We start from the raw sequence: 22,119 nt of genomic DNA on the forward strand, positions 1-22,119 counted from the left end.
ACTTCGCTATTCAAAGCGCCCACACAGTTTGTCTTCTATCTTCTTAAGGAACTCGCCAATCTCAGGCAGTGGTGCGTATTCTACTCATCTAACGCCCTTTGTCAAACACTTTTTGAAAAAAATTCAAATTTTTTTAATCAGAGGCTTGGACGCTTAATTTTACCAAGCGGCGTTTACCTACCTGAATGATGAATGTACTTCCGATGGGTAGAATTAGCGCAGGGTCAGAAATTTTTTCCCCGTCTATTTTTACAGCACCTTGTTTAACTAAACGTATAGACTCTGATGTGCTTTTAGTCAAGTCAATTTGTTTTAAAATTTGCGCTATTGTTGTTTCGCTGTTGCATTTAATCGTTTTTGTCTCTAAATCCTCAGGAACTAATTTTTTTTGAAAGCGCTCAATAAAGTTTTGATGGGCAGTTTCAGCCTGGGCGTTATCATGAAAACGCGCCACAATTTCTTTTGCGAAATCAATTTTGACATCGCGCGGGTTTAATCCTTCCACGACTGCTCGTTTGATTTTCGCTATTTCTGCACCGGTTTTAAAACTCAGTAAATCAATGTAGCGCCACATCAATTCGTCGGAAATTGACATGAGCTTGCCAAACATCGCATCGGCCGGTTCATTAATGCCTACATAATTACCTAATGATTTAGACATCTTTTTAATGCCGTCCAAACCTTCTATCAACGGCAACATCATGACAGCCTGCGGCTCTTGATGAAAATGCTTTTGTAACTCCCGCCCCATGAGCAAGTTAAATTTTTGATCCGTACCCCCCAATTCCACATCGGCTTTTAACTCAACGGAATCATAACCTTGCAATAATGGATATAAAAATTCATGAATGGCGATGGGTTGTCCTGCAGTATAACGCTTGTGAAAATCATCCCGTTCCAACATTCTAGCAACCGTATGCGTTGCAGCCAGACGAATTAAATCAACGGCTGTCATGCGATTGAGCCACTGCGAATTAAACGCGACCGTTGTTTTTTCAAAATCGAGAATTTTAAATACCTGATGTTGGTAAGTTTGTGCATTCTCCAACACCTGCTCACGACTTAATGGCATCCTGGTGACATTTTTACCCGTAGGGTCACCAATCATTGCCGTAAAATCACCTATCAAAAAAATTACTTCATGGCCATATTCCTGGAATTGGCGCAATTTATTAAGTAATACGGTATGGCCCAGATGCAGATCGGGGGCTGTTGGATCAAAACCTGCTTTAATTTTTAAGGACTTACCTTGTTGCAGCTTTTTTTCCAACTCTTGTGCAGGCAAAATTTCTTCGCAACCGCGAAGTAATTCATTATATGCTGTTTTTTCAATTACCATGACACCAAAACCTTTTTAATGTTGACCTAACTTGTTACAGCGGGTATCTTAGCCCGGATATTTCGTTCCTGCTAGGGACTGAAAAAGCATTTATTTAAAACTTTTTCAATTTCCTGCAGTTCTGATGTGATTGCGTACTTTAGATGATAGCAGTAAAGGCACAACATGGATCTTAAACCAAAAGTCTTACCTCCCAAACCTGCCAAGCCCTCCAAGCTGCTAGTCATCATTATTTTATCTGCAATATTGCTATTGCCTTATTTTATAATTAAGGCTTTTCGACATAAATCAGTCACTTATACTAATAAAACCTTAAGCTTGCCTAAAATGGAAGAATTAGTGGATGAATCGGAAGAGGAAGAGGAATCCATTACCGAAAGCGTTAACACCGCAGTACATGAGACTCAAAATAAACAAACTACCGTTGCTGCAACAACGGAAGAGGAATGGAAGATTATCACCCTACAGCCCGGGGATTCCTTATCCAGTATTTTCAAACGCTTGGGCTTAAGTCCACAAACCCTGCAAGCTATTTTATACAATAATCCGCATGCAAAAGCGCTGGCTAATTTAAAAGCGAAACAACAATTACAAATTTTAATTCGCAATCATGCACTTGAAAAAATGATAGTCCCTCTGGATCAGATAAAATCATTAACCATTGCAAAACAAGGTAACCAGTATAAAAGCGAAATCAATTCGCGAAAAATGGATAGCCATGAGCATTACGTCACGGCAACCATCCAAGGTTCGTTATACAGCACAGCCAAACGCAAGAACATTCCCTATAAGCTGATTCAGCAAATGACTGAAATTTTTAAATGGGAAATTGATTTCAGTAAAGAAGTTCGCGCGGGCGATCAGTTTACTATCGTCTATAAAGCTTTTTTTATCGAAAATAAATTAGTAAATACCGGTGACATTGTTGCAGTAAGCTATACCAACCGCGGCAAGACCCATCAAGCCATTCGGCATACAAGAGCAAATGGGGATTATGATTACTTCTCCCCGCAAGGAACCAGTTTAAAGAAAGCATTTTCCCGCTATCCAGTGCAATTCAGCCATATCAGCTCGACATTCAGCCTATCGCGATATCATCCCATTTTAAAAAGGCGAAGACCGCACAAAGGAGTTGATTTGGCAGCCCCTATCGGCACCCCGATACGAGCCATTGGCGATGGGCGCATTGAAAGCATTGGCCGGCAAAATGGTTATGGTAATATGATAAAAATTAAACATGACCAAAATCATAGTTCAATATATGGCCATATGCTCAAATTTCAAAAAGGATTATCTCGAGGTGATCGGGTAAAACGAGGTCAGATTATTGGCTACGTAGGCCAGACGGGGTTGGCCACAGGTCCACACTGCCATTATGAGTTTCACATTAATAAGCAGCCTAAAAACCCAACTACCGTGGATTTGCCAAGAGCATCCCCGATTCCCGCACGCGAAATGGCAGCTTTTAAAGCACACGCCCTGGCCTTATTCGCACAAATGAAACTCTATGAAGAAGCACAGTTAGCGTCCAATAAAAAATCTGCCCGCACCGCTTAATATACATTGATTAATCTGCAAAGAAATAGCGACATACGCAAATTGCAGCGACAACGCCAGCAAAATCCGCCAACAAACCGGCCGGAATTGCATACCGGGTGCGGCGTATGCCTACAGCGCCAAAATACACTGCGACGACATAAAAAGTCGTTTCCGTGCTGCCCATCATGGTGGCTGCTGTTTTGGCAATAAATGAATTACCGCCGTGCTCATGTATTAATTCTGCCATAACACCTGTGGATGCACTGCCTGAAAATGGGCGTATTAAAGCCAACGGCAATAGTTCCGGAGGCATGCCGATGCGACTTAAGAGAGGGGCCAATCCTCCATGCAGTAGCTCAAAGAAACCCGAAGCCCGCAACATGCCAATTGCTACGATCATCGCCACCAGATAAGGGATGATGGTTACTACGGTTTCAAATCCTTGCTTGGCCCCAGTAATGAAAGAATCAAAAACATTAATTTTTTTAGTCACGGCATAAAGTGGGATCCCCACAATAAATAAAAGAAAGAGGGCATTTGATATTTGATTGGCTATAGCATTCATTCTGTATCCACGAGTTCAGTTTTTCGATAGCGAGGCAATTTTGCAAATTGCTTGGCGGCAACGATCGCCACCAGTGTAGAAAAAGAAGTCGCAAGCAGCGATGTAATGATGATATTGCTAGGATGCAAATTCCCGTTCGCGGCAAGAAAAGCAATCGCTGTTGCAGGGATCAATTGCACACTGGAAGTATTGATGGCCAGGAACATGCACATCGAATGAGTCGCTGTATTGATATGGGTATTTAAGCGTTGCAACTCTTTCATGGCTTGCAGTCCAAAGGGTGTAGCAGCATTGGCAAGGCCGAGCATATTTGCAGCGATATTAAGTATCATAGCCCCCATGGCAGGATGTTCGGCTGGTACGTCTGGAAAAAGCCGTTTCATAATGGGCCTTAACCAGCGCGCCAGGATGTTGATTAATCCGGATTCTGAAGCCACATTCATGATCCCAAGCCATAAAGTCATAATCCCTGCCAGGCCCAGAGCAATTTCAAACCCCAGTTTTGCAGAATCCGTGACCGCATTTACAACATTATCCAAGCGCCCCTGCAGAATACCTACAATGACCGATAAAAAAATCATTCCTAACCAAATTGCGTTCAGCATTATTCCCTCCGCGGGACAGGCACGTTATCATCACCAGCTGATTGTCATGATGCGCTCTGCGTAAATTTATAATTTTAATGGAAATCAAATGAATTTTTTATCTTTTTTAAAATGGATTATCGTTGGTATTTTTATGGTGTTATCCATAACGCTTTTTGCTGCGCCAAAAAATGAATATGAATCCGAAGCACAACAAGTGATTGCAGAACTATACCATACTCTGCATAAAACGCCGAAATTAGATATGCTAAAACGCATCGATGCAATCAGTGCTAAATTCCTAAATAAACCTTACCTGCTCGGTGCGTTGGGAGAAGGGAGCCAGGGGGATTACGACCAAAATCCGCTGTATCGTACGGACGCCTTTGATTGCCTGACTTATGTCGAGACGGTGCTTGCCATAGCATTTTCCCCTGACCTTGAAACTTTTAACCAATGTTTACGCAAACTTCGTTATCAGAATGGGAAAATTTCCTTCATTACCCGCAATCACTTTACCTCGGTAGACTGGAATTTAAACAATCAGAAGCAGGGTTTTATCAAAGACATTACAACCAAATTTAAAAACAAAAAAAATCAACCGGTAGCAAAAATAGCATATGCGCTCATTAACAAACCAGGCTGGTATCAGCATTTTACGGTAGACGACCTGCGCCTTAAGGGAGATGCAACTGAACTTAACAAACGATTAGATGCCTTGAAACACGAAGGAAACAAGCTTAGTGTGGTTAAATCCTTTGTGCCCTATATTCCCTTAACTACATTATTCGATCGCACCGGCCGAGCAAACGATTTTTTATTTAAACAAATCCCTAATGGTGCAATTATTGAAATCGTGCGCCCCAATTGGGACTTGCGCAAAGAAATTGGCACGTGTCTTAATATTTCTCACTTAGGTTTTGCATTCTGGAAAAATGGGACTTTAGTGTTTCGGCAAGCTTCTTCAAATTATGGCAAAACAGTGGAAGTTTCACTTATTGACTATCTGCACAATGCATTAGCCAGCCCAACGATTAAAGGAATAAATGTGCAAATTATTTTACCGCAGCACACTTTGGGCAGAAACTGCCGGGCATTGCAGCAGCCAAATGATGCAGGATTGTCTATCAGTCTTAAATCAAATAATACGTACCCATTGCAATAGTCCGATTAAACGGCAATTGATAAAATTCTATATTTAAATTGGCAGAATAATTGCGCACTAAAAACGCAAATAATTTTTCTTGCCAATAAAACCACAACGTTCTTTGCTTACGTGAAGCAACTACGTTTGGGATTTCTAAAAGATAAGTAGCATTATCAATATTGAGAGGGAAAGGCAGGATGCCTCGATCATGCGCTACAAATAAAGCTTGCGGTATGGAAACCGTATCCATAAAGCCATAATGCAACGTCAATTCGCAAACCGTTGGTTTTAAGCATTTAATTTCAAAACGATCTAGCGATGATACATAAGGAATATTTTCTACTGTATAATTCACGATCAAAATATATTCTGGTAAGGTGCGGTTAAGTTTTAGAAAATGTAGAAATGTCCCTCCGCTTTTATCATAAATATCAGTAATAAAGATTGCAGTAACCCCGGGAAGCCTATTGAGGCTTTTATAATCGAATTGTTTTAAAATTTTCGAGAGTTCTTCCTTTTTCATGTAATAAGCCTTGCGTAAATAACGTCTGCCGCTATACCAGGTATACATGATGAATGCGCAAGTCAGGGCAAAAACAATGGGTACCCAACCTCCCGTAGACAATTTTTGCAAATTGGCTCCCAGGAAAGCTAAATCAATGGCTCCAAAAAAGGAAAACAGCAAGGTAATTTGTAATAAATTCCATTTCCATTTTTTTATGGCTAAATAAGCAACCAGCATGCTGGTCAACAGCATATCCAAGTTAACGGCAATCCCATAGGCATGGGCCAAAGCATTTGAATTTCTAAATGTAAAAATTAAACTCAAGGTTCCTACCGCCAAAACCAGATTCACTTGCGGGATATAAATTTGCCCTTTTCGCATCCCCGAAGTCTGGATAATAGGCAGGTGCGGATACAATCCTAAAAGAACAGCCTGTTTGGTCAAAGAAAAAGTTGCTGTAATAACTGCTTGCGAAGCGATAATGGTAGCCATGGTGGCTAATATCAGCAAAGGCAAGGAGAAACCTTCCGGGGCCAGCATGTAAAAAGGATTTACAATGCCTGCAGGATGATTTAGCAAATAAGCCCCCTGGCCAAAATAATTAAGCAGCAAGCCAGGCAAGACAATGATAAACCAGCTCAAACGGATAGGTTTTTTGCCAAAATGTCCCAAATCGGCATAAAGAGCTTCGCCTCCCGTTACGACCAGAAATACGCCGCCTAACAACGTATAGGCATGCCAGCCATTGAGATGAAAAAATTCATATGCATACCAGGGATTGATTGCCTTGAGCACCACAGGGTTTTGTACGATTTGGATAACTCCTAATACTGCCAGGGTTAAAAACCAGGTGAGAAGAATGGGTCCAAAAACAATGCCAATTTTAGCAGTGCCCAAAGATTGAAACCAAAATAATAAAATTAAAATCACTACGGTTAACGGGACAACCCAATCAGACAGGGAGGGGACAATCACATGTAAGCCCTCGATGGCACTCAACACTGAAATGGCAGGCGTCAGCATGCCATCACCCAGCAATAGACCAGCACCAAAAATGCCGATTGCAAATGCCAAATTAGCCCGATTGCCTATAAATTGTTTCAGCAAGGCCAATAAAGCCAGAATACCCCCCTCACCATCATTGTCTGCACGAAATAAAATAATTAAATATTTAATGGAAATTATTGCAATCAACGACCAAAAAATAAGCGACAACACCCCTAACACGTCAGCCAGATTAATAGGTAAACCATCTAACGACTGACGCATAGCGTATAGAGGACTGGTGCCAATGTCCCCAAATACCACTCCAAGCGCTGCCACTGATAAAGAAAACATGCTTGGACTTAGTTTCGATGATTCCGACAAGATTAAACAATCCTTAATTAAGCAAATAAAAAGGATAGCAGTGAGGATTTTACAAATCAATTCTACTTAAATATCAAAATCATACTGCATTTTTAAACTAAAACACGCCATCAAACTTAAGTTATTTGCGAAAACTGCAAGGATGCTTGATAATGTAAGATTTAGTGTCGCGGCAAATTCTTGACTGAGAAATCGCACGATTAATCGTTACAGGAGTTAAAATGCCAGTTAAATCTTCTGGTTTCATAGCACTCATCAGTGTTTTTTCTCTCTTTCTAAACGGTTGTTATCATCCTCCTTATAATAACTTTCGCGAAGACAAACGTGCGCTAAGAGACATGTCGAGAGGTGCCGGTGTTGGTGCTGGATTCGGTGCTTTGGCTGGGGCATTAGCAGGAAGTACAGGAGTAGGAGCAGTGATCGGCGGCGTGGCCGGAACCATGGCAGGTTATCAAAAAGCCAGCAAACGCACCTTACTTAAAGAGTTGCAAAATCAAGACATTCAATTCGTGAAATATGGGGATACAATGACCCTTATCGTCCCCACGGATCGCTATTTCCAATTCAACAGTCCACGTTTGGACGACCGCTGTTATCCAGGGTTAGCCAACATCATTCGCTTGATTAAACTTTATGATTGCAGCCCAATTTATGTAGCGGCTTTCACTGATAATGTAGGTTCCCGACATCACAAAAAAATGTTATCACAAGCGCAGGCAGAAACCATGTTAACCTTTCTGTGGGCCAATGATATTCCGGCGCAACGCCTGCATCCTGAAGGCTATGCCGACAAGCATACCATTGGAGATAACAATTTAATTCATGGCAGCGCTTATAACCGCCGCATAGAAATACAATGGGTGACTCCAGCAAGCATTGCTCCCAAATCCAAAGTATTCAGCATATTGCGATAATTTTTCTCCACAATGTATTTTTTTTGAAAAAAATAAACTTTTAGCCTATAATAAGTTACTTCTTATTCAGAATGAACCATGCCAACCCTATCTGATCAGATCGCTCGCGAGAGCCCCTTAGGTTTTATTGACGCTTTGGATAATTCCTCCGTCCCGCGAGAATTGGAAAAAATTTTCCAGCAGCTCTACACCAAACTTGCAGAAAGGCAAAACTCCTCATCTACGCCCATATTCAGCTGCGATCAATATGATGAACAATTGACTATTTTACATGTTCACCAAGAAGATGAATTCGCAAACACCATATTAGCCAATCAAACACCACATGCAGTAATATGCCACATGCGTTTGTACTCTACCGCGCAATATGCTCATTGGCATGCCTTATTCGCGCAAATGGATGAAACCGGCGAACTTAAAAAAATTATCATCACGGATTCCAGGACTGTGAACCAAGCTGGAATTACCGCAAAGCCGGATATTGAGAATAATCTTTTTTTACAACAACATGCCGATAAAATCACTTTTATTGCGGGTGAGCAGCAGCCTTTTAAATCCCAGACCTGCTGGCTTTACTGTCTCGCCAATCTTGTTGCGCTAGCTGCTTACGGCACCGTCTATAAAAAAAATACAAAGGGCGCTCTTTCAAAAGAATTATTGCAGCTTCTTAAAGCAGAACCACCAAAGAAAAAAGAAACCAAACAAGAAACGCAACTGCCAGAAAGCCTTGAAACAACTATTGCAGTAGAGAATAAACTTTCAACCTCTACAAACGTCTTACCAGCGGATTCGGTTAAACCATCATCACCTACCGTGTCTCTTGCACAAGCACCGCAAACAAACCTAACATTTTTCGTGCAAAAATCTCCTTCTCCTTCCGCAATCAGCCCCACTCCAATTAAACAACCCTTGCCCGCGGCTCGCCCCTCTTCTTTTTCTAACAACCTGGGATTGATTTTATTATCATTAGGACCTGCCGTTATGTTAGGAGGCGCTGCCGCTATGCTGTTTTCCTTCCCGGTGGGTTTTGCCGCAGGTCTTTCTTTGCTCGGTATTGGTATTCTTCTCACTGCCATAGGCTTATGGGCATTAAAAAGCCCGGTTAACCTCAATAACAATTATGCAGATGATTCAGGATTTGCAGCAAATTTAAATCTTAAAGTTTAAATTTGTCGCTTAAATCGAGTTCTGATACCATTTCCCTTCGTTACTTTACCATTTTATCCATGCGTTCAAGATTTATTGGTGGGATTCTTCTCATTGTCGGTACCTCAATTGGCGGCGGCATGTTGGCATTACCGGTAGCAAATTCCGCGACCGGTTTTTGGCAATCGTCTCTTTTTCTTTTTCTATGCTGGGTAGTAATGACGTTAGGCGCATTTTTTATCCTCGAAGTTAATTTATATCTTCCTGCAGGTAAAAATATGGTTTCCATGGCTACCTCGACGCTGGGCAAGCCGGGATTACTCATCGCTTGGCTCAGTTACCTGTTTCTGCTATATACCCTATTGTCTGCTTATATCTCAGGCGGTGCAGATGTATTGGGCAGTTTATTGCAAATGCTGCATATCCACATTGCAGAGTGGCAATTAATTGTATTATTTACCTTGTTTTTTGGGTTCATCGTTTATGGGGGGATTCGTCAGGTCGACTTAATAAACCGCGGGTTGATGTTCGCCAAACTTGGGGTATATTTAATTTTGGTATTGCTTATCGCACCTTACGTTAAACCACAATATTTTGCCGGAGGAGATTACCGCTACATCACCGGCACCGTCATGATTTTAATCACCTCATTTGGCTTTGCTATCATCGTGCCTAATTTGCGCGAATACTTTAATGATAATGTTCGCGCACTGAAACAAGTAGTTTTTATAGGTTCTCTCATCCCATTGATTTGTTATTTAGCATGGGATGCTGTGATCATGGGCAGCTTGCCGGCTGAAGGAGCTGGGGGACTTAAAGAACTCCTGCATGATGAACACGCTACGAGTTCTCTGGCTGCTTTCTTAAGCAATACGGTAAACAATTCCATCATTTCATCGCTGTTTCATTTTTTCACGTCGATCTGCATGCTCACTGCTTTTTTGGGCGTATCCTTATGTCTTATCAGTTTTTTAGGCGATGGATTAAACCTTGCACAACGCGGCAAAGAAGGATTTGGCTTATTTTTGCTGACTTTCTTACCGCCTTTACTGGTGGTAATTTATTATCCAGGTGCATACTTGCAAGCTTTGAACTACGCCGGCTTTTTTTGCATTATTTTATTACTGTTGCTGCCTGTTCTTATGTCTTTGGCGGGTCGGAAAAAATTTAACTCGCCGTTTATAGTACCTGGCGGTAAAACCACGCAATTTTTTGTTTTAATCTGTTCAGTTGCATTATTAGTTGCAGCCTTAAGCTCTTAATGCAACCTGGTTATGCTTAATGGCAAAGCCTTATGGCACGTTGATTAAAGGATCATATTGACTTATTTAGCATTTTAAATTATCATGTTGGATTATTTTTGACCAAAAGAGACAAACTGTGGCAAACTCAAAACTCATTGGCGGCATATTATTAATCGTTGGTACCTCCATTGGGGGCGGCATGCTGGCATTACCAGTATCTACCGCAGCTGCAGGCATTACGGCTTCCATCTTTTTCTTGGTATTATGCTGGTTAATCATGACTGCAGGCGCCTTACTGATCCTTGAAGTAAATCTTCGCCTTCCTGCCGGCAGCAATATGGTTTCCATGGCAAAAGCCACTTTAGGGCTCCCAGGACAAATCATTGCTTGGGTGACTTATCTTTTCTTACTGTATACCCTGCTTGCCGCCTATATCTCCGGCGGAACAGATGTCTTTAGCGGCTTGCTGCACAAGGCCGGTATCGAACTGCCTAATTGGGGTACTTCGCTGTTATTTACTGTCTTGTTCAGCCTCATCATATATAAAGGGATCCGGGCCGTCGATTATGTGAACCGCGGGCTCATGTTTGGGAAACTCGGCGTCTACCTATTGTTGGTGTTGATTATCAGCCCGCACATCGATGTCACTATTTGGCAAGGGGGCTCAATGCCTGCAATTGCAGGCAGCTTTATGATTTTAATTACATCGTTTGGTTTTGCCTCAATTGTGCCGAGCTTACGTGAATACTTTCAGGACGATATAACTTCTTTAAGAAAAGTCATCCTCTTTGGCTCCCTGATACCGTTAGGCTGCTACATTGTCTGGGAAGCAATCATTATGGGCGTCATTCAACGTGAAGGCAGTAATGGATTAGTGGTATTAATGAATAGCGATCATGCGACCAGTGGTTTAATGAATGCCTTGAGCGAAGCCATCCATAGTAAATGGATAAGTGGCTTCTTTGGCTTTTTCACATCAATTTGCATGATCACTGCTTTTTTAGGTGTTTCCTTGGGGTTATTCGACTTCCTGGCTGATGGCTTAAAATTACAAAAAGCAGGCAAACAAGGCCATTGCATTTTGGGGTTAACCTTCCTGCCCCCGCTTCTCGTGGTATTATTTAACCCTGGCGTGTATTTGCAAGCTTTAAGTTATGCTGGAATTTGCTGCGTTATCTTGTTATTGCTCTTACCCGTAGTTATGGCATGGCGCGGCCGAAAAAGCGCGACCTTAACCAGTACAGGGGATAAGGTATTCATTCCCGGCGGGAATATCACCTTAGCTTTGATAGGATTAACAGCCGTGGTACTGCTTTATATTGCAAGCAATTTCAGCTAGTAAGCCAAATATTTCTCCTATTTGACCAGGAAGGATGTAAATCCAGAAATCCCTGGTCTTTTTTTTATGATGCAGTAATATTGCAGCAGAAACAAACACAAGGTTTCCCGCACGCTATATGACAAAAAAAATAAGACCCTTTTTAAAATGGGCCGGAAATAAATACAATTGTCTTGAGCAGATCTTAATGTCATTACCTGCCGCAAACCGGCTGATCGAACCATTTGCTGGCTCGGCAGCAATTTTTATCAATTCAAACTATCCGAATTATTTGGTTGCTGAAGAAAATAAGGATTTAATTGCTTTGTTTTCATGCTTGCAAAAAGAAGGTGAAACTTTTATTGCTTATTGCGAGCAATTTTTTTGCCCGGACAACAATTACGCCTCTCAATATTATGCACTACGACAAATATTCAATCAGGAAAATGACCCACGCTTAAGGGCAGCTATTTTTTTGTATTTAAACCGCCATGGCTACAATGGCTTATGCCGTTATAACAAACAAGGGATTTATAATGTCCCTTTCGGCCGTTACGATAAACCTTATTTTCCACGCGAGGAAATGATTTTCTTTCATCATAAAAGCCAAATGGCTCATTTCATTCATGCTGATTTTCGCAAAACCTTTGCTTTGGCGAAGCCAGGCGATGTCATTTATTGCGACCCTCCCTATGCCCCGCGCCACCAGCTCACCAATTTTTCTTCCTATATCCATAAAAAATTTGGCCAAACTGAGCAAATACTGCTGGCCAAATTAGCCATGGAAAGCGCTACAAAAGGTATTACTGTAATTATTTCCAATCATGATACGGAATTCACGCGGCATCATTACCAGCATGCAGAAATTATTTCATTTTCCGTTAAACGCTCAATTAATCGGAATGGAAAAAATCGGCTCCCGGTGAAAGAGTTGCTCGCTGTTTTTCGTTAAGAAGAAATCTTCTGCAATAAACAGAATGCGTCTACCTTAAATAATTTAAGGGTTATCCTGTGAACTCTGTTGAATTCCTAAGCCTTTGTTGAAAATTGCTTGCAATAAATGATGCGGGGATGCAGGAAACCCAACTTACGCCTGCATCCAGCAAATACTTAATTTTGAGAAAACTTGTGATCTTTTAAGAAAAAAGCAGCAATCATGACCATCAATAAAGACAACGGAAGAATGGATAAAGCGACCTGGTAATCCACAACCGTGTAAATATGCTCCCCGCCTACGACGCCACTATCTCCGAACTTATCCAATAATTTACCTACCAACGGCTGGAAAATCACTCCACCCAAAGTAACTATCATATTGGTAGCAGCAAATACTGTTCCTGATAATTTGGCGCCGCTATTTTCCTTAGCCATGACAAAAACAATAATTTCAGTCGCACTAAATACCCCATAGAGGAAAAGCAAAATATTTAACGCAACATAAGACAATCCGGGCCAGTATAAAACGAGGCTAATGCAAATCAGGGACATGAAGGCGCCTAATACTAAAGGCAATACGCGCCGGCCGCTACGATCGGAAAAATACCCGGCAATTGGCGCCCCCACAGCCCAGCCTAGAAACATGGCTGAAATCGTATGTGCTGCCTCTACTTTAGTCAGGTGGTGCGCTTGCTCCAAATAAGTTTTCCCCCAGAGTTCGCCGAATACAGAAAGCGAAGTATAAAGGCAGGCTCCCACAAATCCGATGATCCACACTTCCGGCGACGTCAGCACATGCATGACATTGCGGAAAAATTCCGGTAAAGGTTGCGTCTTGCTTTGAAATCCACCTGGCCCATCTCGCACCATGAGAAAAATCAGAACAGTCAGTACCCCGCCAAAAACAACCATCATAAACAATACATGCTGCAACCCCATGGAAACAGCCATTTCGGTTATTTTAACTTCGCCGTAAACCAATCCCAACATGCCCAACGTAGTGATTAAGCCGGCTACCAGAGAAAAATAACGCCGTGGCAGCCAATGCATAGCCAAAGACAATACGCCTACGAATGCAAACGACGAACCAAAACCTACAAGAAAACGGCCGCTACCTGCTATGGCAATTGAAGAAGAGTAGGTAAACATAAAAGAACCCACGGTACAACACAGACAGGCAAATGTCAGCAGGCGACGCGGGCCGAACCGATCCATGAGCAAGCCCACCGGTAGTTGCATGGGGGAATAAGCGAAGTAATAAAAAGCAGACAGCTGGCCAAATGTCGTGGCAGAAATATGTCCAAAAGCCGCACTTAATTCACTTTGTAATGCCCCTGGGATAATCCGCAGCACGAATTCATAGCAATAAAAAATAGCTCCTATCGCACAAACCAAGCAACCGAAATAAATTTGTTTCTTTATGGATTTATTTTCTAGCATTTGTGTCAGCGTGTGCATAAGTTTCCCTTAAGAAAAAGGTTAAAACAGCGGCTATTAAAATTCCCAAGGGAATGATAGTCATAGCGAATTGATAATCATTTGCTGTGTAGAATTGTTGCATTTTATCTAAATGCAATGCTTGTTCAGGCAGATTTGCTGCGCGCGACTGGGAACTCCACATCAATAACTGGCCCACCAGCGGTTGTAAAAACATGGCGCCAATCATAACGATCATATTGGTCATGGCAATAGCGGTACCTGCCGCTTCTTTTGGACTAAGTTCACGCCCCACGGCAAACACGATCGCTTGTACGCTATAAAGCAAGCCCAGTAAAAACATTAATGCATTCAGCCAATGCTGCGTTAGCCCCGGGGTATACAGGATTGCCATCATAATCAAGGCTGCTCCGGCAGCACCTATTAACATCGGTGGTTTACGTTTTTTAAGCGTGTCGGAAATAAAACCGGCAAGCGGCGCCCCAATTGTAAATCCTAAAAAAAGCAGTGAGTTGGCAAAATGCGCGCCCGCTTCAGTGAGGCCATGTGCATGGCGCAGATATGGAATCCCCCATAATTCTGCAAATACAGTGGTAGGCAAATAAACCAGGCATCCATACAAACCATTAATCCAAATTTGCTTGTTCCGGGCAATGATCCCTAAATCAACCATGTTGCGCCGGAAACTGTCTATGGTACCGCTCACTTGCTGGGTACGCCGTTGATCACGTATGCCGTACCACAGCACCACGATGAGTCCAATACCAAAAATTGCAGTAAAGTTTACTGTTTTTTGCCATCCCAGCCAGGACACCATATATCCCAGTAAATTGTCGCCAATCATAGCCCCTATAGTTCCCAGGGCGGTAGCTATACCAGCCACCATAGCCAATTTATTCTCAGGCAACCAAAGCGTGGCCAATTTCAATACGCCAACGAAAGCAAATGCCGAACCTAACCCCACTAAAAAGCGCCCTGCAGCAGCAATTGGAAAAGAAGTGGTCCCTGCGAACATAAACGTACCTATTACGCAAATTAGGCAGGCGATAGTCAGCAAGCGCCGTGGACCGAAACGATCCATGAGCACGCCTACAGGCAACTGCATAGGAACATAAGCGTAATAATAAAAAGCGGATAGAAAGCCAAAACCTGCGGCGGATAAATTAAAATGATTGCGCAATTCAGTTTCCATTACACTGGGGGATATGCGCAAAAAATACTCATAAGCGTAATACACCGCACCTAAACTACAGATTAACCATCCTACTAATTGATAGCGTTTATTGCTGGTAGACAAAATAAGCTCCTTAACGTAAAGGTTTACGTATGAGTTCTATGGGTAAGCTACAAAGCATTCTTTCTGCTTACGCCACTTGCAATTGCTGCATTTGCTACGGCAACCGAAACCCGCTCGCGCAACCTGGGATCAATCGGTTTGGGGATGATATATTGCGGTCCAAATTCCCAATCCGTTACACCAGGATAATTATCTTTAACTTCTTGTGGAACAGGTTCATGCACCAATTGGCGTATCGCTTCCACCGCGGCAACGTGCATGGCTTGATTGATACAGGTAGCACGCACATCCAATGCGCCGCGAAAAATGTATGGGAAACATAATACGTTATTTACCTGGTTTGGGTAATCACTTCGGCCTGTTGCAATAATTAAATCATCGCATAACTTTAAAGCCAATTCAGGTCTTATTTCAGGATTTGGGTTGGATAAAGCAAAAATAATCGGCCTGGGCGCCATCAAACTTAATAAATCGGCATTTAGTAAATCAGGCTTTGCTACGCCAATAAAGACATCGGCATCGACCAGAGCATCGGCTAACGTGCGTTTGTCGGTTGTTTGCGCGAATGCTTGTTTATAAATATTTAAATCATCCCGGCCAGTGTGGATTACACCGCGGCTGTCTAATAAAAACATATTGCGTTTATCTGCGCCTAACGCCACCAACAAGCGCATGGAAGCAATGCCAGCGGCTCCTGCACCGATACAGACAATGCGCGCTTCCGACAGTTTCTTTTGCTGCAGCTCAAGGGCATTTAGCAACCCTGCCGCGACTACAATCGCTGTACCATGCTGGTCGTCATGAAACACAGGAATATTTAATTGTTCGCTTAAGGCTTTTTCAATGTCAAAACACTCCGGAGCCTTAATATCCTCAAGGTTAATGCCACCAAAAGTTGGGGCGATATTTTTTGCTGTGGTGATGAATGCCTGCGGTTCGTTTGCATGGATTTCGATGTCAAAAACATCAATGCCGGCAAAACGTTTGAATAAAACCGCTTTTCCCTCCATAACGGGTTTACTGGCCAGCGGCCCCACATCCCCCAAGCCAAGTACGGCAGTACCATTGGTCATTACCGCAATTAAATTGCCCTTGGCAGTGTAGCGATAGGCGTCTTCCGGATTTTCGGCAATAGCCAGCACGGGCTCAGCTACTCCCGGTGTATAAGCTAATGATAAATCCTCTTGAGAATTTGTGGATTTGGTTACATACACCCCCAGTTTTCCGGGCGTGGGAAATTCGTGGTACTGCAACGCACGGCTTTTTAAATCATCTTTGTCCAAAGTGCTTACTCTCGTTTCAAGTCATCCAGAAAAAAATCATATAGAAATTCTTTAGGGATGAATAGTTTTTATTGCAAAAAAAAGGCGCATTTTAAATGCGCCAATGTATATGATCTTGTTTTTTATTGAATAATGAATTAATTGCCGCGACGATCTTTGCTGTAACGATCGCGGAATTTTTGTACTCGGCCTCCGGTATCTACCAGCTTTTGTTTTCCGGTATAGAAAGGATGGCATTGTGCACACACTTCGATGCTTAAATCATTGCATAAAGTAGAACGAGTTTCAAATGAATGACCGCAACTGCAAGTTACGTTGATGGTTGTGTACTCAGGATGAATCGAAGCTTTCATAATACTACTCTCTATGACATGATAAATGAGTATCGCCACCTGATCTGCACGGTACAATGACACAGCCCCACCTCGGTCAATACCATGCCTTTGCCAGGCACCATACTCCACAAATAACGCAAAACAATAACAGATATGGGGTTTTAAAGCAAATGTAATTGCAGTTCACTTAGTTTAGCACATACAGGCGCATGATCAGAGGGACGCTCAGCTCGGCGCGGTTCGACATCGATCCAACTTTCCAAACAATGCTGCCTTAATTTGTCACTCAGCAAAATGTGATCGATCCGCAGCCCCCTGTTACGCCGAAAGCAGGCAGTCCGATAATCCCACCACGTATACGCTTGCTCTTCCGGGTGCAGGCAGCGGAAACTATCATGCAAACCTAAAAGCGCTAAATCGGCAAACGCCTTGCGTTCCTGGGGACTAACCATTACACACCCATCCCAAACAGAGGGGTCATGCACGTCTTTATCTTCCGGAGCTATGTTGAAATCCCCAACAACAGCCAAATGCGGGTAATGTTTTAATTCTTGCTGAATAAATCCAGTCATGACTTCCAGCCAATTTAACTTATATTGGTATTTACTGGAACCGACTTCACTGCCATTTGGTACATAAAGATTAATAAGGCGCATTCCAGCAATGGTAACTGCCAGCATGCGGCGCTGTGGGTCCATAAAACCCGGAACCTCAATGGTTACTTGTTCAATCGGTTTACGGCTAATGACTGCAACGCCATTGTAAGTTTTTTGGCCTGTATAAGCTACATGATACCCTTGATTGTGAAATTCAAACGTGGGGAATTGTTCATCTATGAGCTTGGTTTCCTGCAAGGCTAAAATATCCACTTCCGAGCTTTTGAGCCAAGATAAGACTTGTTCCAGGCGAATTTTTAGTGAATTCACATTCCAGCTTGCTATTTTAAGCATACCACTCCCCATGATATTCGATCGTTAAGGGTGCATGATCGGAAAACCGCGTGGCACGATAAATATCCACTGCAGCAATACTCTCCACTAAACCGGCAGTAATGACTTGATAATCGATGCGCCACCCTACATTTTTTTCCCATGCACGTCCACGGTTAGACCACCAGGTGTATTGTTCTTCTTCTTGATTGTGCAAGCGAAAAGCATCAAAAAAACCCATGCTGCTGAATAATTCATCCATCCAAGCCCGCTCTTCCGGTAAAAACCCTGAGTTTTTCTGATTACCTCGCCAATTTTTTAAATCAATTTTTTTATGAGCAATATTATAATCGCCGCAAATAATTAACTCCTTCCCTGTTTTTTTCAATTCCTGCAAATGCCTGGCGAAACGTACCAAAAAATCAAACTTAATGCTTTGCCGCACCTCACCACTGGTTCCTGAAGGCATGTACAAGGAAATAATACTGAATTTAGGGTAATCAAATTGTATATAGCGGCCTTCTTCATCGCAGAAAGGAAATCCCAGCCCCTTAACAACCTGCTGTGGTTTTTGGCGGGCGTAAATAGCAACACCGCTGTAACCTTTTTTAACTGCGTCAAAATAGTCGCAAAAATAGTCACACGGATAGTAAAGCGGATCATCTTTTAATTGCTCTGTTTGCGCCTTGGTTTCCTGAATGCAGACAAAATCGGCTTCTTGCTTATGCAACCAATCATAAAAGCCCTTGCGTGCAGCAGAGCGAATACCATTTGCATTAAAACTAATAATTTTCATATCACTATTTTTTCATTTGTAAGGCAACGCGAGCGACTCGCTCCCCAAGCCGTTTTGCCAGCGTTATTTCATCCTGACTCAATGGATTATCATTATTTACACCAGCTACATGGGTTGCCCCATAGGGAGTACCTCCCGTATGCGTTGTATTCAAAGCAGCCTCTGTATAGGGTAGACCCACCATAATCATTCCTTGATGAATTAAAGGCAGCATCATGCTAAGCAGCGTGGATTCCTGCCCACCATGCATAGAGGCTGAAGAAGAAAAAACACAAGCGGGTTTGTCGACTAACTCACCGGATAACCATAAAGGCGTGGTGTTATCCACAAAATATTTCATAGGTGCTGCCATATTACCAAATCGTGTAGGACTTCCTAAAGCAAGGCCGGCGCAATTGCGTAAATCCTCCAGCGAAGCATAAGGAGCTCCCGCATCTGGTACAGCTTTCTCGGTAGCTTCACACGTTGCCGACACCGGGGGCACGCTCCTGATGCGCGCCTCAATACCGTCTACATGCGCTATGCCGCGGGCGACGTATTGCGCAAGTTGGGCAATGGAGCCACTGCGGGAATAGTATAAAACCAATACATACGGCTTATTCATGCATACACTCACTAATCCATATTTGTCGTTGCGGATAGTCTCATAAGAACACTGATATAGGAATAACTTCTGGCAAACCAAATAAAATGATGATCACAGTATAGCAGAGTGATCATAATCAATGCAGGCTGATTTTTGTATCCAAGCAAAACTGGATGGGCTTACCTCCCCGCCTTATCGTCATTTGCAAAAGAGGAAGCCTGGGAGATTATTCTGCTAATTGCTGATTTTTTTAGATTTTTGCAGCGGAATCCCCTTTTTTGACACATCGGTAACCGCTTGCTTGCCGCTGAAACTAATCGATATCAGCTCTTTACTGTTCAAATCAAACTGTTGCAAATCAATGACCCGGATAGATTGATCTTCATACGTTTTAAAATAATACTTGAGATTTTGCGGATCCTTAACGGTAGTCGCTAAAGTATTTTCCACCATCATTTTGCCATTTTCCTCAGCGCGGACAGCACCTACCGGAATATCAAATTGATTTAAAATATGAAAAACATTAAACACCCCCTGCTCAGCAGTCGCTATGGGTAAGGCACTTGCGGAATATAGTGCCGCGCGCACAAATCGGGAGGGAGGCGTAAAATCTCCCGGCAAGCCGCGCAAGCCATTTCCTTGCCCAAATTCTTTAAGTTGCAACCCACCGATGTTTTTAGAAGGAATATTAAAAGGAGACAAGTTCATGTAATTAGATAAATTGGTTAAGTGCCAATCAAATGTCGGCGAATTGGTGATAACGCCGATAGGATTATCCCAAACAGTTAATCGCCCGTTTAAAGGTTCAATTACAATGCTTTTACCAGTTTTATCATAAACGATGTAATGAAATGGCGGTACACCACCCCAATTTTTTTGCGCGGTGGGAGCAATAACAATGGTGTTAATACCTTGCTTAACTTCATCCACAGTTGCAAATTGCGTTAAGACCCAAGTAATGAATTCGGTCGGGGCCAAGGCTCGACTTTGATTTTCCGGGGTAACTGCCGTGTATGAAGCATATCCTGGAAAATAAAACATGCCTGCTGATAAACCTTTTTCATTGATACCGTCTAAAATTGAAGCTTCATCAAATGCACTGCCACCAATTGCCGCATATTTGGCGCGGTAACGCAAGCCAGATGCTTGTTCAGGAAGCGTTCCGGTAAATTCATAATTTCGCGATATAACCAGTCCGGAAAGGTTCATGGGAATGCCGAACTCGACGGTTCTGCCGTTTATAAACGCGCCATCCTGTGCTTTGAGCTGCAAACCTGTACATGCCAAAACATGGCTTGCTCCCAACATAAAACACGCACCCAGACAATATAAAACTCGTTTCATCCCTGACATAAGCGTCTCCAAGTGTGTTAATTAAAACTCCTAGTTTTTACCTCTTCTATCTTACAGGACAACTTCTGCCAGGCAAATGGCAACTGTAAGCCTTAATTTCCTATCTTGCTGACTTTTTGAATATATTTGTATTTTGCACTAAAAAATGTAGTAATACCTATTTACGCAAGCACGTCAGAATGGTTCATTACGCGAATTTGAAACAAAAAATCACAGAAAAATTTATAGAAGCAAAACTCTTCATTCAATTCGTAGTGAATCATTTTATTGAAGACGATTGCACCTACCGCGCCTCGGCTCTAGCCTTTACCACCTTGCTGGCTATCGTGCCGCTGATGTCAGTTGGATTTGCGGTATTATCGTCCTTTCCAGTTTTTCAAAGTTTCTCAGGCCCTTTGCAAGATTTTATTTTTGAGAATTTTGTACCAGCCACAGGGAAAGCAATTCAGAATTACTTACAATTGTTTGCAACGCAAGTGTCCAAATTATCAGCAATTGGCGTTATTTTTCTATTTATTACTGCCTTGTTGGTGATGTATACCATTGAGCGTTCCATGAATAAAATTTGGCGAGTTAGTTCGCCTCGCCAGGGCACTTCAGCTTTCCTTCTGTACTGGGGTATTTTATCTTTGGCCCCTTTTTTATTGGGATTAAGCCTGGCCGCCAGTTCTTATTTTTTTTCCATGCCTTTAATTAGAGGCTATTACGCGCCCTTTTTATTAAGCTCTATTCCTTTTTTATTATCTCTAGTGGGTTTTACCTTTCTTTATGTGGTAGTACCCAACTGCGAGGTGCGCTTCACTCATGGGTTTTACGGCGCTTTAGTGGCAACCTTATTATTTGAATCGGCTAAACATGCTTTCGGCCACTATTTAACTCAATACGGCAGCTATCAATTGCTATACGGCGCTTTTGCCATCATTCCTCTTTTTTTCCTGTGGGTTTATTGGGTTTGGGTCATCATTTTAATTGGGGCTGAAATCAGCTATGCCCTTTCTGTACATCATCAAAGACGACAGGGTATGCCTCTGGATGGTTTTGTGCACGCCTTATTATGGCTACACATTCTTTGGCGCAAACAATTGCAAGGTAGAAGCGTGACATTGGATGAATTAATCAATATCAGCAGCCAGCCTTTTTGCGTCGATATAGGAAAAATGTTGGCTATACTCTCGAATTTAAAACTCATTCAGACAACGTCAGACAGCCATTATATTTTAAGCAGGGATTTATCTTATCTAACATTTTATGACTTAATCCGTTTGTTACCTTACCGCTTCCCGCATGTAGATGCATTAATTTCAACGGATTCACCGATCGCGAAACGTTGGCATCGACATCTTAGGGAAACGGATCAGGAATTAAAGGAGAAATTAAGCATTACTTTGGATGAATTATTCCGCGAAAATAAAGATGAAGCAAAGGCAGTGCAGAAAATGCTGAAAGAGAACCATGAGGGTTAAATTTGTGCAAACGCTTGGCGCCTGCACAAACTTGG

General features: G+C 42.4%; 20 protein-coding genes. 8 read left to right on the forward strand and 12 right to left on the reverse strand.

Annotated elements, in window-relative coordinates:
* Positions 1–133: 133 nt before the first annotated feature.
* Positions 134–1,339 (reverse strand): tyrosine--tRNA ligase, encoded by a 1,206-nt coding sequence (tyrS, locus tag ELY11_RS04560; protein WP_126954485.1) that lies wholly within the window; start codon positions 1,337–1,339, stop codon positions 134–136.
* A 165-nt stretch (positions 1,340–1,504) separates the two neighbouring features.
* Here tyrS and ELY11_RS04565 point away from each other — a divergent pair, with 165 nt between their 5' ends.
* Positions 1,505–2,896, forward strand: coding sequence for a peptidoglycan DD-metalloendopeptidase family protein (locus tag ELY11_RS04565; protein ID WP_126954484.1), 1,392 nt, complete (start codon positions 1,505–1,507; stop codon positions 2,894–2,896).
* A gap of 10 nt (positions 2,897–2,906) precedes the next feature.
* Here ELY11_RS04565 and ELY11_RS04570 read toward each other — a convergent pair whose 3' ends face one another.
* Positions 2,907–3,443: a spore maturation protein gene (locus ELY11_RS04570; RefSeq protein ID WP_126954483.1), complete on the reverse strand. Its 537-nt coding sequence runs from the start codon at positions 3,441–3,443 to the stop codon at positions 2,907–2,909.
* Entirely contained in the window at positions 3,440–4,048 is a 609-nt protein-coding gene (locus tag ELY11_RS04575; protein ID WP_126954482.1) for a nucleoside recognition domain-containing protein, read from the reverse strand. Before ELY11_RS04575 ends, ELY11_RS04570 begins: the two co-directional genes overlap by 4 nt.
* An 88-nt stretch (positions 4,049–4,136) precedes the next feature.
* Here ELY11_RS04575 and ELY11_RS04580 point away from each other — a divergent pair, with 88 nt between their 5' ends.
* On the forward strand, positions 4,137–5,192 hold the full coding sequence (locus ELY11_RS04580) for an N-acetylmuramoyl-L-alanine amidase-like domain-containing protein (RefSeq protein WP_127032606.1): 1,056 nt from the start codon (positions 4,137–4,139) through the stop codon (positions 5,190–5,192).
* Here ELY11_RS04580 and ELY11_RS04585 read toward each other — a convergent pair.
* Complete coding sequence (locus ELY11_RS04585) at positions 5,161–7,017, reverse strand: potassium transporter Kup (RefSeq protein WP_126954490.1); 1,857 nt, start codon at positions 7,015–7,017, stop codon at positions 5,161–5,163. The genes ELY11_RS04580 and ELY11_RS04585 overlap by 32 nt on opposite strands.
* A gap of 251 nt (positions 7,018–7,268) precedes the next feature.
* Between ELY11_RS04585 and cmpA the strand changes: the two genes are divergently transcribed.
* The 5 genes from cmpA to ELY11_RS04610 all read left to right on the forward strand — a co-directional run bounded on the left by cmpA (position 7,269) and on the right by ELY11_RS04610 (position 12,621).
* Positions 7,269–7,961, forward strand: a complete 693-nt coding sequence (cmpA, locus tag ELY11_RS04590) for a C-OmpA-like family protein CmpA (RefSeq protein ID WP_126954480.1) — start codon at positions 7,269–7,271, stop codon at positions 7,959–7,961.
* Positions 7,962–8,039: 78 nt separating this feature from the next.
* Positions 8,040–9,128 carry a hypothetical protein gene (locus ELY11_RS04595; protein ID WP_127032607.1) on the forward strand — a complete coding sequence of 363 codons (1,089 nt, stop codon included), beginning with the start codon at positions 8,040–8,042 and terminating at the stop codon, positions 9,126–9,128.
* 59 nt (positions 9,129–9,187) lie between these two features.
* The gene (locus tag ELY11_RS04600; RefSeq protein WP_127032645.1) at positions 9,188–10,369 is read left to right on the forward strand and encodes an amino acid permease; all 1,182 of its coding nucleotides are present in this window, start codon (positions 9,188–9,190) and stop codon (positions 10,367–10,369) included.
* 118 nt (positions 10,370–10,487) lie between these two features.
* Entirely contained in the window at positions 10,488–11,690 is a 1,203-nt protein-coding gene (locus tag ELY11_RS04605) for an amino acid permease (protein WP_127032608.1), read from the forward strand.
* Between the two features lie 118 nt (positions 11,691–11,808).
* Positions 11,809–12,621: a Dam family site-specific DNA-(adenine-N6)-methyltransferase gene (locus ELY11_RS04610; RefSeq protein WP_126954477.1), complete on the forward strand. Its 813-nt coding sequence runs from the start codon at positions 11,809–11,811 to the stop codon at positions 12,619–12,621.
* 158 nt (positions 12,622–12,779) lie between these two features.
* Here ELY11_RS04610 and ELY11_RS04615 read toward each other — a convergent pair whose 3' ends face one another.
* The 8 genes from ELY11_RS04615 to ELY11_RS04650 form a co-directional block, all read right to left on the reverse strand.
* Positions 12,780–14,054 carry an MFS transporter gene (locus ELY11_RS04615; protein ID WP_126954488.1) on the reverse strand — a complete coding sequence of 425 codons (1,275 nt, stop codon included), beginning with the start codon at positions 14,052–14,054 and terminating at the stop codon, positions 12,780–12,782.
* Entirely contained in the window at positions 14,032–15,339 is a 1,308-nt protein-coding gene (locus ELY11_RS04620; RefSeq protein WP_126954476.1) for an MFS transporter, read from the reverse strand. Before ELY11_RS04620 ends, ELY11_RS04615 begins: the two co-directional genes overlap by 23 nt.
* Before the next feature lie 47 nt (positions 15,340–15,386).
* Positions 15,387–16,622: a malic enzyme-like NAD(P)-binding protein gene (locus ELY11_RS04625; protein WP_126954475.1), complete on the reverse strand. Its 1,236-nt coding sequence runs from the start codon at positions 16,620–16,622 to the stop codon at positions 15,387–15,389.
* Between the two features lie 137 nt (positions 16,623–16,759).
* A complete protein-coding gene (gene rpmE / locus ELY11_RS04630; protein ID WP_126954474.1) occupies positions 16,760–16,975 on the reverse strand; it encodes a 50S ribosomal protein L31 in 216 nt (71 codons plus the stop codon).
* A gap of 143 nt (positions 16,976–17,118) precedes the next feature.
* Entirely contained in the window at positions 17,119–17,907 is a 789-nt protein-coding gene (xth, locus tag ELY11_RS04635; RefSeq protein ID WP_127032609.1) for an exodeoxyribonuclease III, read from the reverse strand.
* Positions 17,900–18,682: an exodeoxyribonuclease III gene (locus tag ELY11_RS04640; protein ID WP_126954472.1), complete on the reverse strand. Its 783-nt coding sequence runs from the start codon at positions 18,680–18,682 to the stop codon at positions 17,900–17,902. Before ELY11_RS04640 ends, xth begins: the two co-directional genes overlap by 8 nt.
* 4 nt (positions 18,683–18,686) lie before the next feature.
* Positions 18,687–19,286, reverse strand: coding sequence for an NAD(P)H:quinone oxidoreductase (wrbA, locus tag ELY11_RS04645; RefSeq protein WP_126954471.1), 600 nt, complete (start codon positions 19,284–19,286; stop codon positions 18,687–18,689).
* Between the two features lie 216 nt (positions 19,287–19,502).
* Positions 19,503–20,621, reverse strand: coding sequence for a choloylglycine hydrolase family protein (locus ELY11_RS04650; RefSeq protein ID WP_126954470.1), 1,119 nt, complete (start codon positions 20,619–20,621; stop codon positions 19,503–19,505).
* 179 nt (positions 20,622–20,800) lie between these two features.
* Between ELY11_RS04650 and ELY11_RS04655 the strand changes: the two genes are divergently transcribed.
* Positions 20,801–22,084: a YihY family inner membrane protein gene (locus tag ELY11_RS04655; protein ID WP_127032610.1), complete on the forward strand. Its 1,284-nt coding sequence runs from the start codon at positions 20,801–20,803 to the stop codon at positions 22,082–22,084.
* The last annotated feature ends 35 nt before the right edge of the window (positions 22,085–22,119 follow it).

The sequence above is a fragment of the Legionella septentrionalis genome, from assembly GCF_003989745.1.
GTDB classification, from domain to species: domain Bacteria; phylum Pseudomonadota; class Gammaproteobacteria; order Legionellales; family Legionellaceae; genus Legionella_A; species Legionella_A septentrionalis.

Bases quoted from the DNA above. Each gene is read 5' to 3' on its own strand.
- tyrS (WP_126954485.1), bottom strand. From the start codon at position 1,339: ATGGTAATTGAAAAAACAGCATATAATGAATTACTTCGCGGTTGCGAA.
- ELY11_RS04565 (WP_126954484.1), top strand. From the start codon at position 1,505: ATGGATCTTAAACCAAAAGTCTTACCTCCCAAACCTGCCAAGCCCTCC.
- ELY11_RS04570 (WP_126954483.1), bottom strand. From the start codon at position 3,443: ATGAATGCTATAGCCAATCAAATATCAAATGCCCTCTTTCTTTTATTT.
- ELY11_RS04575 (WP_126954482.1), bottom strand. From the start codon at position 4,048: ATGCTGAACGCAATTTGGTTAGGAATGATTTTTTTATCGGTCATTGTA.
- ELY11_RS04580 (WP_127032606.1), top strand. From the start codon at position 4,137: ATGAATTTTTTATCTTTTTTAAAATGGATTATCGTTGGTATTTTTATG.
- ELY11_RS04585 (WP_126954490.1), bottom strand. From the start codon at position 7,017: ATGTTTTCTTTATCAGTGGCAGCGCTTGGAGTGGTATTTGGGGACATT.
- cmpA (WP_126954480.1), top strand. From the start codon at position 7,269: ATGCCAGTTAAATCTTCTGGTTTCATAGCACTCATCAGTGTTTTTTCT.
- ELY11_RS04595 (WP_127032607.1), top strand. From the start codon at position 8,040: ATGCCAACCCTATCTGATCAGATCGCTCGCGAGAGCCCCTTAGGTTTT.
- ELY11_RS04600 (WP_127032645.1), top strand. From the start codon at position 9,188: ATGCGTTCAAGATTTATTGGTGGGATTCTTCTCATTGTCGGTACCTCA.
- ELY11_RS04610 (WP_126954477.1), top strand. From the start codon at position 11,809: ATGACAAAAAAAATAAGACCCTTTTTAAAATGGGCCGGAAATAAATAC.
- rpmE (WP_126954474.1), bottom strand. From the start codon at position 16,975: ATGAAAGCTTCGATTCATCCTGAGTACACAACCATCAACGTAACTTGC.
- xth (WP_127032609.1), bottom strand. From the start codon at position 17,907: ATGCTTAAAATAGCAAGCTGGAATGTGAATTCACTAAAAATTCGCCTG.
- ELY11_RS04640 (WP_126954472.1), bottom strand. From the start codon at position 18,682: ATGAAAATTATTAGTTTTAATGCAAATGGTATTCGCTCTGCTGCACGC.
- wrbA (WP_126954471.1), bottom strand. From the start codon at position 19,286: ATGAATAAGCCGTATGTATTGGTTTTATACTATTCCCGCAGTGGCTCC.
- ELY11_RS04650 (WP_126954470.1), bottom strand. From the start codon at position 20,621: ATGTCAGGGATGAAACGAGTTTTATATTGTCTGGGTGCGTGTTTTATG.
- ELY11_RS04655 (WP_127032610.1), top strand. From the start codon at position 20,801: ATGGTTCATTACGCGAATTTGAAACAAAAAATCACAGAAAAATTTATA.